The sequence below is a fragment of the Phycisphaerae bacterium genome (assembly GCA_035275405.1).
Lineage (GTDB): Bacteria > Planctomycetota > Phycisphaerae > UBA1845 > UTPLA1 > DATEMU01.
In genome coordinates this window covers 222,877-238,281 of sequence record DATEMU010000015.1, presented here as the reverse complement: position 1 = coordinate 238,281, position 15,405 = coordinate 222,877, and the positions used below count along the sequence as shown (strand labels likewise).

Here is a 15,405-nt window from a genome sequence, read left to right as displayed (position 1 = left end):
GGTCGGCCGGGCCCTACTGGCGATCTGCCCCTTGGCGAAGCGGCGATGGAGTGACCGCTAACGGGATGGGTACGCGTGGGCTTGTTGCCGTTTCGGGAGGATCAGTGGATGGTTGCCACGTTGGCCGTCCTGAACAATAAACCCGACCAATACGGCGGCGCGAGCTTTTCCCCGAGTGGTTGCAACCCCAACCACAAGTGCGGGAACGGTCTGGAGAAGATCTACCCTACCTGTGCCGTTCGATACGGCTACATGGGATACATCGGGGAGTTCCGCTACGCGCCGGGCATGTTGTTCGGTTGCGGGGCGAAGGTTGTGGTCCAGACCAGCCGGGGGATCGAGATTGGCCAGCAGGTCAGTCTGACTTGTACCGGCTGCGACAAATCGATCAAGCGCCAGCAGGTGCTCGACTACGCCAAGAACAGCGGACCGGATTTCTATCGACTCAAATCCGGGCGAATCCTCCGCGAAGCCACCCCCCAGGACCTGCTGGAAGAAAAACACCTCAACGACGGAAGTTCGGAAAAACTCAGCCGGGCGCGGGAACTCGCTCGACAACACGGCTTGACCATGAAATTCGTGGCCTGCGAGCACCTTTTTGGTGGCGAGCGTCTCGTGTTTCATTTCATGTCTGAAGATCGCGTCGACTTTCGCGACCTGGTCCGCGACCTGGCACACGACTTCCATACACGGATTGAGATGCATCAGGTGGGCGCTCGCGACGAAGCCCGCCTCGTCGCGGATTATGAAATTTGCGGCCGGGAATGCTGCTGCAAGAACTTCCTGAAGACCCTCCGTCCCGTTTCAATGCGCATGGCCAAGCTGCAGAAGGCGACCCTCGATCCCGCCAAGGTGTCCGGCCGATGCGGGCGGTTGCGCTGCTGCCTCCGCTACGAGCACGAGGGCTATGAGGAGTTGAACAAGAAGCTTCCGCGCCTCGGCCTGCGCGTCCGGACGGATCGCGGAGCCGGGACGATCCGCGACCGACAAATCCTCACGCAGCTCTTGACGATCGAATACGATTCAGACGGCCTCGTTGAAACGGTCGGCTTGGAAGAGGTCGTTGAGCAGAATGTGCCGATGCCCGACGTAGGTGAACAGCGGCCGGCCGCCGACCGGTATCCCGGACGGGGTACGGGAGACCGTGATCGACGTCCGCCGATTCAGCCGGCCAATCCCCCGCGCCCGATTCGGCCGCAAGTGGAAGCCCCACCGGCGAATACGGACAATATGATCGACCGTCCGGGCCGGGACGGGCCGCCGGATGCCCCATCAGGTGACATGCCGGAGACGGCCGATCAAAACCAGGGAACTGATCGACCTCACCGCGGTCGGCGGCGGCGCCGCCGGGGTCGGCGGCATAGACCACCCGAGGCCGGTGGACCGGCGGGCGCAGGTCCCGGCGACCCGGGGCCGGGTTTTCCGCCGGGCGGACAAGGGTAGGACAGGGCAAAGATGCTATCATTATTGCATACGAGAGCGGGCGACGAGATCGCCGGGGGTGGTGCTGGATGAGCGTGTCACAAACGACTCAAAACCCGATCGAGGCCATAGCTGATCGGTTGGGAAAATATCGACCGGAAGCCTACGAGTTCCTGCGCCAGGGCCTGGACGTCACCGTACAAAAGACGCACGGCCAGATCGCCAAGTCGGTGCGCAAGGTCATCGAGTGGTTGGAATCAGAAGGGGCGCAGCTTTCCGAATTGCCGGCGCTCCTGCGGAGGAAAAACGTCCCGCGATTCGTGGCCAAGTTCATCGAAGAATCGGGCAGCATCAAGGCCGCGACGCAGCGCCTCAATCTCCACGTGGACGGTGAGGATCTGTGCTGGGGACTGCGGGATTTGGCGCTCGACCAATGGGGCTTGCTCGCGCCGGTCGTGCTGAGGCATTGGGGTATCCGCTCGACCAAGGATTTCGGCAGAATGGTCTTCGCCCTGGTCGATCACGGGCTCTTGCAGAAACAGCCGGAAGACGATATCCGCGACTTCGATAACGTATTCGATTTCGAAACGGCCTTCGTCCAGTCCTACAAGATCGACTTATCCAGGCAGCCTGCGAAAGCTGAAAAGTCGGAGTAACCCACCGTGAACACAGCGGTCAAGGAGGACGATCGAGCCTGGGAGAAGGAACTGGCCCCGCGAGTCACGCGCGGTCAGGTCATTCTCGTGGGCTTGATCTACACGGCATGGATCGCCCTCCTCGCCGCGATCGCCGCCAATCGGTGGTTTGGATCGCTGCAATAGGCCGGGACAATTTTCTTGACCGCCGCGCCCTCATCCGCCGCACCGCCTGATACTGCCAATTTGGAGATTAATCTTGCCGCGCTGCGCAAGCGTCACCCGACCGCAGCCGTGCTGATCGAGGATGCACGGGGACCGCGGACGCTCACACCAGCGAAATCGCGAGATGGCGCGTCGACCTTCACTTGGACCGACACGGACGAACGCTCGCACTGGCTGGGCCGCACCACGATGCCGAACATTCGCGCGGCGGCATTGGTAGATGCCTTTCAACCCGGCGACGGAAATATCCTGCTTGCCGGATTCGGCCAGGGGGCCGAGGCGCAACTCCTCTTCGCCCGACTCGCCCCGCACCAGGCGGTCATGGTGGTCGATGATTGCGAGTGGAGCACCGTCTGTGTGCTGCGGCTCTACGATTTCTCGCGGGAGATTCGCGAAGGGCGGCTGCTCCTTTTCATCGGAGCAACGGCCTGGCAGGACTTGGAGCGATTCCTTACCGAGAACGACGGATACCGGGAGCCGCAGAGAATTCTCTCCTGGCCGTGGTTCGACCGGCCACAAATCACCGAGATCAGCCAACGCCTCACGGAAATGAACGTCCGACTCGCCGCTCAGCGCGCCGGCGGTTTGACCACGTGCCTCGCTCGCAAACCGGTATCCACCAACGCGCCGGCCCCGCCCCGCCTGGCCATCCTCTCCACCGTCGTCGATGCTCGAATACGTCGCGGGGCACAGGTGCTTTCGTCGGCCGCCGAATCGCTAGGATGGCGGGCCGAGGCCTTTGTTCTCGACCACCCTGCCAGGGTCCATCCTCTCGGCATTCGCCGGGCCTTGGGAGAGCTTTCCCCGACGATGTGCCTTTTGCTCGATGTGAGCCCGTCGATGATGCCCTACCCTTTGCCCGAAGAAGAGGCGATCGTCTTTTGCACACACGGAGGGCCTCTGTCGAAGGAATGGCTGGGCCGGCTTGGACCAAATGTGCGCTTGGGAGTGGTGAATGAACTACAGCAACGGCAGGCGTTGGAAGCCGGCGTTTCCAGGGAGGCTGTCCTATTGGTTCCTCCCGCAGCACAATCGGGCCTCACCGTTGAGAATGCGGGCGAGGCGGCGAAGACCGAGCGCCTGATGGTCGTCGCCGATCGCATCGACGCGTCCGCCGAAGCCGCCGGTCTGCACCTGCCTTCGCATCGCCGCCTCTGGGAGTTCGCCGCGGGAATCGTGGCGAACCAATGTGATGAGTATCACGATCAACGTGTGGCGGAAGTCCTGTTGGCCGCCGAAAGGCAGGCCAAAATCACACTGACCAGCGACGACGTCCGCGCGGGCTTGATCGAGCGGATTCAGCGCCGCCTGGCGCCGGCCGTTATTCGCACAAAATTTCTGGAGTTTCTCCACGCCAAGATCGGTAAATTCGACCTGTACGGGGCCGGATGGGAAAACGACCCGGCGTTTGCGAAACATCACTGCGGTTCTTGGCCCGCGCCGCCGGATGTCAAGGAAACATTGTCTCGCTACCGAACGATGATCGGATTCGATTCCATTGCGGGACCCTGGGAGCCTCTGCTGGATGGCCTCGCCGCGGGGCTTCGCTGTTTCCATCGCTGCGTGGGCGGCGTTCCCCCGCCACTGACGGATCTGGACCCTTTCAAGATTTCCTTCGCTTCGCGCGCCGAATTGTTGAAACTGCTGAACGGCCGTGACGCGCCTGAGAGCACCCTTCAAGTCTCGAGAATCATGAACGAACGCCATACCTGGGCGCACCGGCTGCAAGCCATTGCGAGGTTTTGTCAGGTAGTTTGAGGGACCGGACGCTGCGGCAGCCCACCGTATTTCTTTCGAAAAGCCAAAAAACTCCGCAAGTGATGCCACCCGGCGAGCGTAAAGGGATTGCGGCTGGACCGCCGGTGGGCATGAATACACTCGATCCGCGGGCAATACATCACGCGCTGACCGCGGAGCCACGTGCGATAGCAAAGGTCGACGTCCTCGAAGTAGAGAAAAAAACGTTCATCGAAGACCCCGTCGGATTCGCAATCCTCGCGCCGCAGAAACATCGCGCCGCCCAGGCCCCAATCCACGGTCGTCGGAACATCCAACGGCAGGTCTTCGCAAAGGTACCGGCGAAAAAACGCGGGCCGGATGCCCAGCCACCGCAGCGGCGAGCGCGCAAAGAGTGCGACCGGCCAGGTATAAAACTGCCGAGCGGAACGCTGGACTTGGCCGTCGATATTGCGCATAAGCGGCAGGACCACGCCCGTCGTCCGATCCGCGACTAACAGGTCGATGGCCGCGTCCATGGCTCCCGCGGTCACTTGTACATCCGGGTTCGCGATCATGACGTATTGGCCCTGTGACCGCTGAAAGGCCAAGTTGATCCCGGCCGCGAACCCGCGATTCACCGAATCCGCGATGTCAATGGATAGGCGTTCGTCCCCCACCAGCCCGATCGAATCGTCCGGCGAATTATTGGTGACGACAAGCTGCATCGGCCCGCGCGAAGGGTGCTTGCGCAGTGACTCCGCCAACACCCCCACGTCCGCCGACGAATGATAATTCACCGTAAGGATGCTGATCACGCGCCACCTGTGGGATTCGATGTAGATCCGCGCGAGCGCACGTGCAGCTTCCACCAATCGCGCACCAACTGTTCCTCAATCTTCGATGTCGAGACCTGCGCGCGGCCCACGGATTCCCGCCGCTTGTGCAGGACATGACCCCAATGCCCCAGCGCCCCGAGCTTTCCCGCCACATACGCCGGACCCACGCCCTGCCACGTCTTATGCATGACCTGCATCGCCAGAAACACCAGGTGCGCCGGCAGAAAGCGGACGCGGCGAGGCATGTGGCTCCACCAGACGATCTCCGCATTTCGAGCCGAGTTGTAGTGATACCTCCAGCTTCGCGGATGGTACGATGCACTTAAGTGGTGATAACAGACCGACCCCGGCGCGAAGACGCACCGATACCCCGCCCACGCCATGCGGAACCCCAGATCGACATCTTCGTAATAGCTCTCGAACCGTTCATCGAGCAGACCCGTTTTTTCCAGCGCGTCCCGCCGATAAAACGCCGACACCCCAGAAGGTGAAAAAGGCGCCGATTCCGATTCAGGGCTGTCCTCGCGCGGGCACAAGTGCTTTCGCTTGACCGCCCCGCCCGCCACGCTGTACACGTCTCCCGCCGTGTCAATCAAGTGCGGCGGCTCGGCGAGCAGCGCCAGCGAGGCGACCGAGCCGACATCGGGCTCGTCAAACGGCCGCAGACCCTCGGCCAGCCAATTCGCCTCAACGTGCGTGTCGTTATTGAGCAGCACGACGAAGGGCGTCGTCGCGGCACGAATGCCGGCGTTGCAACTCGCCGCGAAACCGACATTTTCAACGTGGCGGATCAGTTGAACGGCCGGCCACCGGCCTTGCACGTATTCGACGCTATCATCGGTGGAGACGTCATCCACGATGATGATCGTGGACTCGACGCCACGCTGAGCGGCGAGAGACTCCAGGAGATTGGGTAGAAACCGGCGGCCGTTATAATTGGGGATGATGACGGTGGCGAGCGGTGAGGCCATGAACGCCCAGGGCTGCTTCCGGCGAATCGGCGATTCCTATCCGAGCCGAACGGTCCGACTATAATCGCTGCTCCGTCGCGATGCGACTCGCCGGTAACTGTAACGTCGTTTCAGGCCGCGGCCCAAGCGCCCGTGCCATATTCCGCCCCCGGTCGAAGATCGGTCGAGTCGAAGACTCGACTGGGCGAGGCGAACGGCCCCATGCCCGACACTTCCCTTGCACCCGTCCAGCAGGAGACCCGGCGACGGGTTCGCGCCGTTCGGATTGCCATTGCCGCGAGCTTTTCCGTCGGCGTCATCGAGGCCGCACTCGGTTGGATCCTCGGCCTGGAGAGCCTCATCGCGGAAGGGATCCATACCCTGCTCGACGGCGTGGATTCCATCGTCGTCCTCGTCGCCGTGTTGATCGCCGCGCGGCCTGCTGACCGATCTCACCAATTTGGTCATGGCAAATTCGAGGCCTTGGGCGCGACCGTCGAGGGATCCTTCGTGCTGGTGGCCGCGGGAGGAATCGCCTGGCGGGCCATCGGCCGTCTCTTGCGCGGCGAAGCGCCTGAACAGATTCCGCTTTACGTCTGCGTGGCGATGGGCGCGGCGGCCGTCTTCTACCTCGTCGTCTCGCTCTACCTGATGCGTGAGGCCCGGGCCACGAAGTCGCCGGCCCTGCTCGCTGAAGCCCTGCATCTTCAGACGCACATCTATATCACCGGCGGCCTTGGCGTGGGCCTGCTCATCGGCGCGATCGGTGACTGGCCCATCACGGACACCATTCTGGCTCTTGCCGTCGCGATCTGCCTCGTCTGGATTTCGGGGCACATCTTTCGAGAGGTCATCCGCCAATTCACCGACGCCGCGCTGCCCGCGAACGAACTCGACGAATTGGGCCGGATCATCGAGCGGTTCAGCGATCGATTCCTGGAGGTTCATGGCGTCCGGACCAGGCAATCCGGGGCCGAACGACACCTGGAAATGCATCTCGTCGTCGCGCCGGAGACCACCGTCGCCAGCGCCCACGCATTGGGCCACGAAATCGAGGCGGCGATCGCGGAAAAGTGGCCAACCACGCGGACGATGGTGCATCTTGAGCCGCTCAACACCGCCGACCGCAATCACGAGCAATGGATGGCCGGCCAGCCCAAAGTCCGAACCCACGACGCCTCCCCGGACGAACGCGAGTTCATCCACTGAGCGTGTTTCGGGCGGCACGGTCTGGCAGCAGCCAGGCCGTGGCTTGTCAACCGCACAGCCTCGCCTTCCTTGGCACATAGCATCCTAATCCTAATCACCCTAGAATCGCCCCCCGAAGCAGCACAACGAGGTTTGGCATTCAAGAGAGGTTTTTAGCATGGTCGTTGGTGACTTGGCACAGGAAGTCGATTTGTTGGTTATCGGGGGCGGCCCCGGCGGATATGTCGCGGCCTGCGCGGCGGCGGATCATGGCATCCAAACCGCTCTGGTGGAAAAGGCCGACGTTCCCGGCGGCGTCTGCCTCCGCGAAGGCTGCATCCCCAGCAAGGCCCTCCTGCACGTCGCCAAGATCATCGGCGAGGCCGCCCATGCCGCGGATTTCGGCGTCAGCTTCTCCAAACCGCAAACCGACGTCACCAGGCTCCGCGACTGGAAGAACAGCGTCATCAAAAAACTTTCCGGCGGCGTCAAGACGCTCCTGTCCGGTCGCAAGGTGGAATACATCAACGGCACGGCCGAGTTCGAGGACTCCCGCAGCGTCTTCATCGAGGGGGCCGAAGTCTCGCGGATCAAGTTCAAACACTGCATCGTCGCCACCGGCTCCTCCGCAAAAACCCTGCCCGAATCGCTCCTGCCGCGCGACTTCTACTGGGACGCCGCCGACGCCCTAAAGGTGCAGGAAATCCCCAAGCGCTTGCTCGTCGTGGGCGGCGGCTACATCGGTCTCGAACTTGGGCAGGTTTACGCCGCACTGGGCAGCGAGGTGACCGTCGTCGAGGCACTCGAAAATGTCCTCGCCGGCGCGGATGCCGATCTCGTCCGGCCGCTCCTGACCAAGTTCCGCAAACAGATGAAAGCGATCCACACCGCCGCGACGCTCAAGGGTGCGAAGAAGACCGGCTCGGCCTACGCCGTCACTTTTGCCCTCGAAGGCAAAGACCGGACCGAGGAATTCGACCGCATCCTCGTTTCCGTCGGCCGAAAACCCAATTCCGCCGGTCTGGGGCTGGAGAACACCAGGGTCCAGATCGACTCCAAGGGGTTCATCACCGTCGATTCCCAGCGGCGCACGACCGACAAGCGGATCTTCGCCATCGGCGACGTCGCCTGTGAGCCGATGCTCGCCCACAAGGCCATGCGCGAGGCCAAGGTGGCCGTGGAGGCCATCGCCGGCAAAACGACCATCTTCGACCCCGCCTGCATCCCCGCGGTCGTCTATACCGACCCCGAGATCGCGTGGTGCGGTCTTACCGAGGCCGAGGCCGTCGCCAAAAAGCTGGATGTAAAGGTGACCAAGTTCCCCTGGGCCGCCAGCGGCCGCGCCGTCTCCATGGGCCGCACGGACGGTCTCACCAAGATGATTTTCGACAACAAGACCCACCGCCTACTCGGCGTCGGCATCGTCGGAGCCCATGCCGGCGACCTGATCGCCGAGGCGGTCCTGGGAATGGAAATGGCCGCCGTCGCCGAAGACATCGGCGCCTCGATCCACCCGCACCCCGCCACCAGCGAAACCCTCGCCGAAGCCGCCGAGGCCATGCTGGGCATGGGCGTCCACGGCGGACATTAGGCGTTGAGTTCGTGTGAATTATTGACGTTCCGGTTCTCGGACGGGCAAGTTCGCCGTAGCACGCCGCCCCAGCTCGGACTAGAATAAGTTGAATTGGAGTTGCGTGGCAAATGGTCTTGGTCATCCCTGACGATATTCTGCACGAGAGCGGTCTAAGCGAGGACGATGCGCTCGTCGAGTTCGCTTGTCGACTCTACGACGCGGAAAAACTCCAGCTCTGGCCCGCGGCCCGCTTGTGCGGCATGGACCGTATGGCCTTCATCAATGAGCTGCAAAAGCGCCGAATCGCGGTTTTCCGCCCTTCCGTCGAAGAAGTTAAGGACGATATCAGAACCCTCGAACGGCTGAGTCCGCGGTCGTGATCGTCGTCAGCGATACGTCTCCCCTGGTGGCCCTTCAGCATCTTGGAAAAGTGGATTTGCTCCGCGCCCTCTTCGAAGAGGTGCTCGTTCCGCCCGCCGTGGTGGCCGAACTGGCGCGTGGGACGGAAAAGTGGCCGGCTGTTGATCTCTCGCCCTATCCATTCGTACGCATCCGTTCTCCCCAGCGACCCCAACCTCCCCTAAACCTTCGCGTACGGATCGATCCAGGAGAGCAAGAAGCCATCGCCCTGGCCTTGGAATTACATGCCGATCTCCTGCTCGTTGATGACAAGTCTGGCCGCGAGGCGGCGCGCGAAGTCGGACTCCAGCACACGGGGACGCTGGGCGTCCTCCTCCGCGCCAAGTCGATGGGATTTGTACCGCTGATTCGCCCATTATTGGATCGTCTTGTAGAAGACATCGACTTCTATTTATCTCGCGAGGTTCGGGACGTCGTACTTCAGCAGGCGAGAGAGCAGAAGTGACGGTGGCCCCCGACACGCTTTTCGTGCAGACGGGCGGTGCCCCGTCGGCCACCCGCGTGGTCTATCTGGGAACCGGCGTTCTGGTGACCGGCATCGACGGCGCGCCGGTCGCGCCGTTCGACCTGATGTTGCCGTACCCGTAGGCGGCGCATCGGGGTTTGCGGATGGCAGGGGGTTTCGAAAATGGAGTCGGCTCCGGTGGTTTGCGAACGCAGGGACCAACGTCGCAGTCGGACGAGAGCGTTGCCCCTGATTCTTGATTCGTTGCCGGAGCCGGTTCCTTACTTCTCACAACCGTCCTTAGATTCCTCTTGCCCTGCAACCGCACCTTGGCTATCGTGGAGTACTCTTGCGATCAGGCGGGCCATACGGAGTACTACATGCTCAGATGGCTCAGCCGGTCGCCGCGGCGACCCCTTGGAGCGAAACGGCCAGCGCGACGGTGGGAGCGTGACTCCGCTGACCTCCGGTTCAATTGCGATGGAGGTGCGACATGCGATTCATCAAATGGCTCCTTTTCACGGGACTCATCGCCTGCAACTGGTATGTCGCAATAAACGGTTTTCCGCTCCCCCAAGCCGCCTCATTCAATCCAAAGGACCCCCTCCACCTCTTTCTCGGAGCTTCGTGCGTGTTTTGGCTAGGGACGGTCGTAGTTGGGAGTTTCGATGCGATCGGGGCGCTTCTCACTGGGAACGCGTTTGTCGATATGGAGAAGAAGGGCCAGGCGCGCCCTGGTCGCGCGGTCAGGGGTCTGACGCTGTTAATCGGGATTTTCGCCATTGCTGCGGCGGCCATCTTTGTCAAAGAGAATAAGCCCGCCTCGGTAGGCGAGGCCATCGCCATGCTCAAATTCGGCAACTACCAACTCACGTTCGAGAATATCCAACAACTCGATCTCGCAGAGATTGCATCCGAGGGCAGCGCGCAACTTGTGGGCGTGGCGGTTCCGGCGGACATCATCCGACAGGTCCTGCCGACCACCGAACACAAGGTGGTGCTGGGTCGTCTGGTGTCGCACGGCGACGTCATGGGTATCTACAATTACCCGTATTATCTCCTGCTTACAACTGCGAGCGTGCCCGAAACCGAGCGGTTCGTTATTCGTCATGGGAAGACGCATGGTTACATCCTTGTCGACCACTCAGGCGGCGTTCGGTTCGAACCCTACCGTGTCCGCGATCCCAATTGGTCCTCGCCAAATCCCGTCGATTATGCGCTCGCGGTGGAGGTCATGCAGTGGGACGAGGAGTGGAAGGCTGGCGGCTCGCGTTCTACGGCGCGCGAGCTGTACTCAAGAACACAACAGGATTAAAAAGGAGACTCTCATGGCCGATTACATCCCTTGTTCGGACACCGAGTCCCACGCCCGGCAGTAGAGCTGTATGTCGAGAGGTTGTTAGCTCTGGGCGGGAGAGGTGCCGGAGAGGGCGGCAGCCCTCTCTGGCAAAAAGCTACCCTTTCTCCATAGGAATTCTACGTGGATGCTTCGCGCATTCGGCGGGGTCCAGGGGCAGCGGGCCCCTGGTGGCGCCCCAGAAAAGATAGGGGCCTTTCACCTCTTACACACTTTTGTCCCGCGCAGCGGAAGCCTACGGAATAACCGGCAGCGACGTCCCGCCCTCTGGGGGCGCGGTTGGCGGCGGCGCTCAGTCCACGTCGGGCGTTAGGCTGAGTTAACCCCTCGGCCCCTCAATCCCTTAATCCCTTCTCAAGAATCCGCGTGAAGGTCCCCGGCGAAACATCGTCCCAAGGGCATAAGACGGGCTGCCGCCCGCCGTAGTCAATTGGAGTTCCACGATGACGCTCGCCCATCATTTCCGCCCCATTGTGCTCCTCGCATTATTCGTATGTCTGACAGGGACCACGCCGGCCCGGGCGCAGTGTGCCGACTGGCGAGCCGGCCCGCTCGATGACGGGATCGCCCCCAATGGTACGGATGATGGTGTCACGGCCCTTTTGACCTTGCCGTCGGATGGGGTCGGCACGCCGGCGTTGGTTGCCGCTGGCTATTTCACCAGCATCCAGGGGGTTCCAGCCAACGGGATCGCCATCCGCGACGGCTCCAGCGGCCAATGGAACGCCTTGGGCAACGGTTTTGGGGATGGTGGGGTCACGTCGCTCACCGTCTACAACGGCGACCTCGTCGCTGCGGGCTACACGTTCGGCGGAGTGGGTGTCTCGAATGTGGTTAAGCGCTGGGTTCCTGCCTCGCAGGCATGGCAGACCCTCGCGTTCGCCGACGCCGGCATCCACGCCATCACCGTCTACGATGGTGACCTCATCGCCGCCGGCGGCTTTACCAGCATCGGGGGCGTCGCCGCGCGCCAAGTCGCCCGCCGGAACGGTTCAACGTGGCAGCAATTGGGCGCCGGACTCTCCAGCCCCGGCCAGCCGAACGTCCACGTCAAGACACTTGCCGTGTACTTGGGCGAGCTGGTCGCCGGCGGCAACATGTGGAGCAACCAGGCGGGCCACCTCGCCCCGATCGCCCGCTGGAACGGCATCACCTGGTCGTATCCCTGGGGCGGCCCCTACTCCGCCGCGTGGGGCGCATTCACCGAGTATGTGGATTTCACCGTCGATGCACTCGGCGTCAACCACAACCATCTCTACGTCGCCGGCGCCAACCGGATGGCCTTCTGGGACGGCTCGGCCTGGAGTGATTTCCCGTACGTGTCCGGCAGCGTCGGCGCCTTCACGCTCTACGGCGACGACGTGATCATGGGCGGCAGCTTCACCGACGCCGGCGGGGTAGCGGCAAATAACATCGTTGCGTGGAACGGTTCAGCGTTTTTCGCCCTCGGCGCCGGAATCGGAAACCCCGGCGGAGTCTCCGCCCTCACCGCGTACTACGACGGACTGAATTACGACCTCATCACCGGGGGGTTGTTTACCACCGCAGGCGGCAAATCGGCTAACCATTTGGCCCGTTGGAACGGCAGCGCGTGGATCAACTTCGGTGGAGGCACAGTCAGCGCGGTCAACGCGTTTGCCACGCTGGGGTCGCGCATCATCGCGGCAGGCGATATTTTCCAATCCACCAATGTTGCACAAGTGGCCAACAACGTCGTTGAGTATGATGGCGCGGAGCTTTCACCGTTGGGGTCCGGCCTGAACAGCGGCGCCTATGCGCTCAAAGGCTATTCTCCATCCGCCGACAATCACGAGCTGGTGGCCGAGGGGCGATTCACCATGGCCGGGGGCGTCTCCGCCAACTACATCGCCCGGTGGCTGGAAAGCTCGTTTATCGGATCTCCTCCCCCGCATTGGGAGGCCATGGGCAGCGGCTTCAATAATTGGGTGCTCGCGGTTGAAAGAATGACCAATTCGTACGTCGCCGGCGGGCTGTTTACGCAGTCCGGAGCGACAACGGCCAATCGCGTCGCCGTCTGGAATGAATCGACCGACACGTGGACCCAAATACAAGGCGGAACCAACGGCACGGTGCGGGCACTTAAGTCCTACCTTCAAACTCAACCTTTTCTGCAATACGTGCTGATCGCCGGCGGCGATTTCAGCACGGCCGGCGGCGCGACTGCGAACCGTATCGCCGTCTGCACCCAAAGCGCCTTCGGGGGCAGCTTCAGTGCGTGGAGCCCCATGGGCTCTGGGTTCTCGGGCGGAATCGTCTATGCCATCGAACGCCACGCCGGTAGCACTTATGCTGGCGGCTCCTTCACCACCTCCGGCGGCACGACGCTGAATCGAATCGGTCGCTGGACCGGTAGCGCGTGGGTACCGGTCGGCACCGGCGTCGGTTTCAATCAGCCCGTTTTTGTCCTGAAGTCGTCCGGCCCAAATCTCTACGCCGCGGGGGCGTTCACCTCCGTGGATGGAATCGCCGTGAACCGAATTGCCCGCTGGAATGGAACGAATTGGTCGGCGGTGCCCGCCGGGACTGAAAGCTCCATCATCGCACTGCACCTGTACAACGGGGAACTGCAAGTGGGTGGGTACTTCGACACGGTGAACAACGGCGCCCTTGTTTCTCCTTCCTGGGGACGTTACCTGGAAACCGGCACGCCCTGGATCGTCAGCCAGCCCATAGCGCAGTCTACCGACTGCGGCGGCACCGCGAACTTCTACGTCGAGCCGGCCCAGGGATACGACGCATTGAATTATCAGTGGCGCAAGGACGGTACGCCCGTGGTGCTCGGTGCGACGGCGACGGGTTCGGTGATTGCCTCGGATGGACCGACGCTGACCATTGCCGACGTGTCACACGCGGACGAAGGTACCTACGACTGCGTGATCTCAAACGTTTGCGGGGACGCTACCAGTACCGGCGCCAGTCTCACCGTATCCCTCGTCGCCGCCGACGGTGATGGGGACGGCAACGGCGCGGCCGACGGCAACGACATCGCCGGGTATATCCTGACCGTCCAGGGACTGACCTTCGGCCGCGGTCGCTGCGCCTACGACATGAACGTGGACGGCGTCATCGACCTCGATGACTTGCCGCTGTTTGCCGATCTGCTCGTGAACGACGACACGAACTGAACGCTATGACTTCCGGTTATGACGCGAGGTGCCGCCAAGTCGAGTCTAATGGTGAACGCAGGTCACATGAGCCTACGGAATGACCGGCAACGATGTGCCCCCTTCTGGGGCCGTCGGCGGCGCGGCGGCAGTTTCTTCGGCGGGCAGATCCTCGAAATACACGTCCTCGACATCGGTCAGATCCACCTCGCGCCGCAAGAGCAGGTAGATCACGGTACTCGCGGAGTAGAAGAAGCTGATGGCGAAGGCCGCCACGAGGGCCCAGAGCAGATAAACCCAACCTCGAACCAGGAGCTGCGCGAACCAGCTGATGTTCGCCAACTTCACTTCATCGAAGCTCCCCCAGAAAGAACCCTCGCCCGATAGAGTTGGCGCCTGCCAGATCGCATGAAGCTTGGAGACGTCCGTCGGCTGACCTTTTTCCACCGCGGCCGTGCCCCAGTTCATCGAAAAGCCCAGGAACAAACTCGCGGCCCAGAGCATGAGCCGCACGAAGAACTTCACAAACAGCAGACAAATCGCCCCGTAGCCGATCGCGACGAGCATATACAGGGCGGTCCGCCACGGCTTCGCATAGATGTAGCTGTACGTGCGGCTGAAGGCGTCGAAGGCGTCCGAGCCTTCCACCGCCACCGTGGGGAATGTCAGCGAACCACCGGCCGCCGCCCCGATGATCACAAACGCCAGGGCGAAGCCCGCCAGGAGCACCAGGAAAAAGAGCAGACCGACGATCACCTCTCCCACCCACGGAATCCACCCGATCAATCCGCCCAGGAACAGGAACAGCCCAATCCCCAGGATGACCATCAAGGGCATGAGCGGGGCGAAGAAGAAGTTGAGGAATCGGCCCTTGGCAAATGTCAGCGCCTCGCCCATACCGATCCGTTCGTCGCGCGTCGCGCGCAACGCCGCCACGCGGCAACACGCCCCGCCGAAGAGCGACCAGATCGCCAGCACCAGTATCCCGAAAAGGACGGCATATCCGAAGTGCATGGCGAACAGCCAGGCCGGCGCCAGGAACAGGGCGCTGACTCCGGCAATGACCCCCGTGAGGCTGAGGCCAACGACCGCCGCCAGGATGTGATTGACCGAAGTTCGCATTTGCTTCAGGAACATCTCGAAGACGCCGGACCGGTTGATCTTCTCAGGTTCCCCGAGCCCCTTGGTCCATTCCTTCACCGCCTGCCGGCCTCCGCCGGCAAAAACCTCGACCTCCAAAATGCTTCCGTCGGTGGAAACCGCCGGACTGCACGAGTTCGCCCACATCGCGTCCAGCAGCCGGCCGGAGCCGTAAGTCAAGACGACGCCGAAAAACGCGAGACACAGCGCCGGCCAGTGAATGGCCATCTTGAACGACCGAAACAGCCGGGTAAAACCGCAACACTCGGACCAGTCAATTCGTTTCAGTTCGTTGCTCGTCGCCTCGGACATGCACGGATCCCTTTTTGTCGGAGCGGCTTCGCGACCGTAGGACTCGAACCGGCGTCGG

Annotated in this window: 14 protein-coding genes; 11 read left to right on the top strand and 3 right to left on the bottom strand. The window is 62.3% G+C overall.

From position 1 onward, the window contains the following. Nucleotides 1–108 precede the first annotated feature (108 nt). From ricT to VJZ71_18730, 4 genes are all read left to right on the top strand, one after another. The gene (gene ricT, locus VJZ71_18745; GenBank protein HKQ50122.1) at nt 109–1,443 is read left to right on the top strand and encodes a regulatory iron-sulfur-containing complex subunit RicT; all 1,335 of its coding nucleotides are present in this window, start codon (nt 109–111) and stop codon (nt 1,441–1,443) included. 68 nt (nt 1,444–1,511) lie between these two features. Beyond that, nucleotides 1,512–2,078 carry a Minf_1886 family protein gene (locus tag VJZ71_18740; protein HKQ50121.1) on the top strand — a complete coding sequence of 189 codons (567 nt, stop codon included), beginning with the start codon at nt 1,512–1,514 and terminating at the stop codon, nt 2,076–2,078. Between the two features lie 6 nt (nt 2,079–2,084). Further along, nucleotides 2,085–2,243 (top strand): hypothetical protein, encoded by a 159-nt coding sequence (locus VJZ71_18735; GenBank protein ID HKQ50120.1) that lies wholly within the window; start codon nt 2,085–2,087, stop codon nt 2,241–2,243. A gap of 15 nt (nt 2,244–2,258) precedes the next feature. Beyond that, nucleotides 2,259–4,040, top strand: a complete 1,782-nt coding sequence (locus VJZ71_18730) for a hypothetical protein (GenBank protein ID HKQ50119.1) — start codon at nt 2,259–2,261, stop codon at nt 4,038–4,040. Here VJZ71_18730 and VJZ71_18725 read toward each other — a convergent pair. Then, the gene (locus tag VJZ71_18725; GenBank protein ID HKQ50118.1) at nt 4,028–4,816 is read right to left on the bottom strand and encodes a glycosyltransferase family 2 protein; all 789 of its coding nucleotides are present in this window, start codon (nt 4,814–4,816) and stop codon (nt 4,028–4,030) included. The genes VJZ71_18730 and VJZ71_18725 overlap by 13 nt on opposite strands. Next, the gene (locus VJZ71_18720; GenBank protein HKQ50117.1) at nt 4,813–5,808 is read right to left on the bottom strand and encodes a glycosyltransferase family 2 protein; all 996 of its coding nucleotides are present in this window, start codon (nt 5,806–5,808) and stop codon (nt 4,813–4,815) included. The genes VJZ71_18725 and VJZ71_18720 overlap by 4 nt, the downstream gene beginning before the upstream one ends. Nucleotides 5,809–6,009: 201 nt before the next feature. On the opposite strand from VJZ71_18720, the gene VJZ71_18715 reads away from it, so the two are divergent. The 7 genes from VJZ71_18715 to VJZ71_18685 all read left to right on the top strand — a co-directional run bounded on the left by VJZ71_18715 (nt 6,010) and on the right by VJZ71_18685 (nt 13,916). Next, nucleotides 6,010–6,996 (top strand): cation diffusion facilitator family transporter, encoded by a 987-nt coding sequence (locus VJZ71_18715; protein HKQ50116.1) that lies wholly within the window; start codon nt 6,010–6,012, stop codon nt 6,994–6,996. Nucleotides 6,997–7,153: 157 nt separating this feature from the next. After that, a complete protein-coding gene (gene lpdA, locus VJZ71_18710) occupies nt 7,154–8,566 on the top strand; it encodes a dihydrolipoyl dehydrogenase (protein HKQ50115.1) in 1,413 nt (470 codons plus the stop codon). 110 nt (nt 8,567–8,676) lie between these two features. After that, nucleotides 8,677–8,928: a UPF0175 family protein gene (locus VJZ71_18705; protein HKQ50114.1), complete on the top strand. Its 252-nt coding sequence runs from the start codon at nt 8,677–8,679 to the stop codon at nt 8,926–8,928. Continuing rightward, nucleotides 8,925–9,413, top strand: coding sequence for a DUF3368 domain-containing protein (locus VJZ71_18700; protein ID HKQ50113.1), 489 nt, complete (start codon nt 8,925–8,927; stop codon nt 9,411–9,413). Before VJZ71_18705 ends, VJZ71_18700 begins: the two co-directional genes overlap by 4 nt. Then, a complete protein-coding gene (locus VJZ71_18695; protein ID HKQ50112.1) occupies nt 9,410–9,556 on the top strand; it encodes a hypothetical protein in 147 nt (48 codons plus the stop codon). Before VJZ71_18700 ends, VJZ71_18695 begins: the two co-directional genes overlap by 4 nt. 566 nt (nt 9,557–10,122) lie before the next feature. Beyond that, nucleotides 10,123–10,728, top strand: a complete 606-nt coding sequence (locus tag VJZ71_18690) for a hypothetical protein (GenBank protein HKQ50111.1) — start codon at nt 10,123–10,125, stop codon at nt 10,726–10,728. A 485-nt stretch (nt 10,729–11,213) separates the two neighbouring features. Further along, nucleotides 11,214–13,916, top strand: a complete 2,703-nt coding sequence (locus VJZ71_18685) for an immunoglobulin domain-containing protein (GenBank protein HKQ50110.1) — start codon at nt 11,214–11,216, stop codon at nt 13,914–13,916. Between the two features lie 72 nt (nt 13,917–13,988). On the opposite strand, the gene VJZ71_18680 is transcribed toward VJZ71_18685, so the two are convergent. After that, nucleotides 13,989–15,347 carry a hypothetical protein gene (locus VJZ71_18680; GenBank protein ID HKQ50109.1) on the bottom strand — a complete coding sequence of 453 codons (1,359 nt, stop codon included), beginning with the start codon at nt 15,345–15,347 and terminating at the stop codon, nt 13,989–13,991. Between the last annotated feature and the right edge of the window lie 58 nt (nt 15,348–15,405).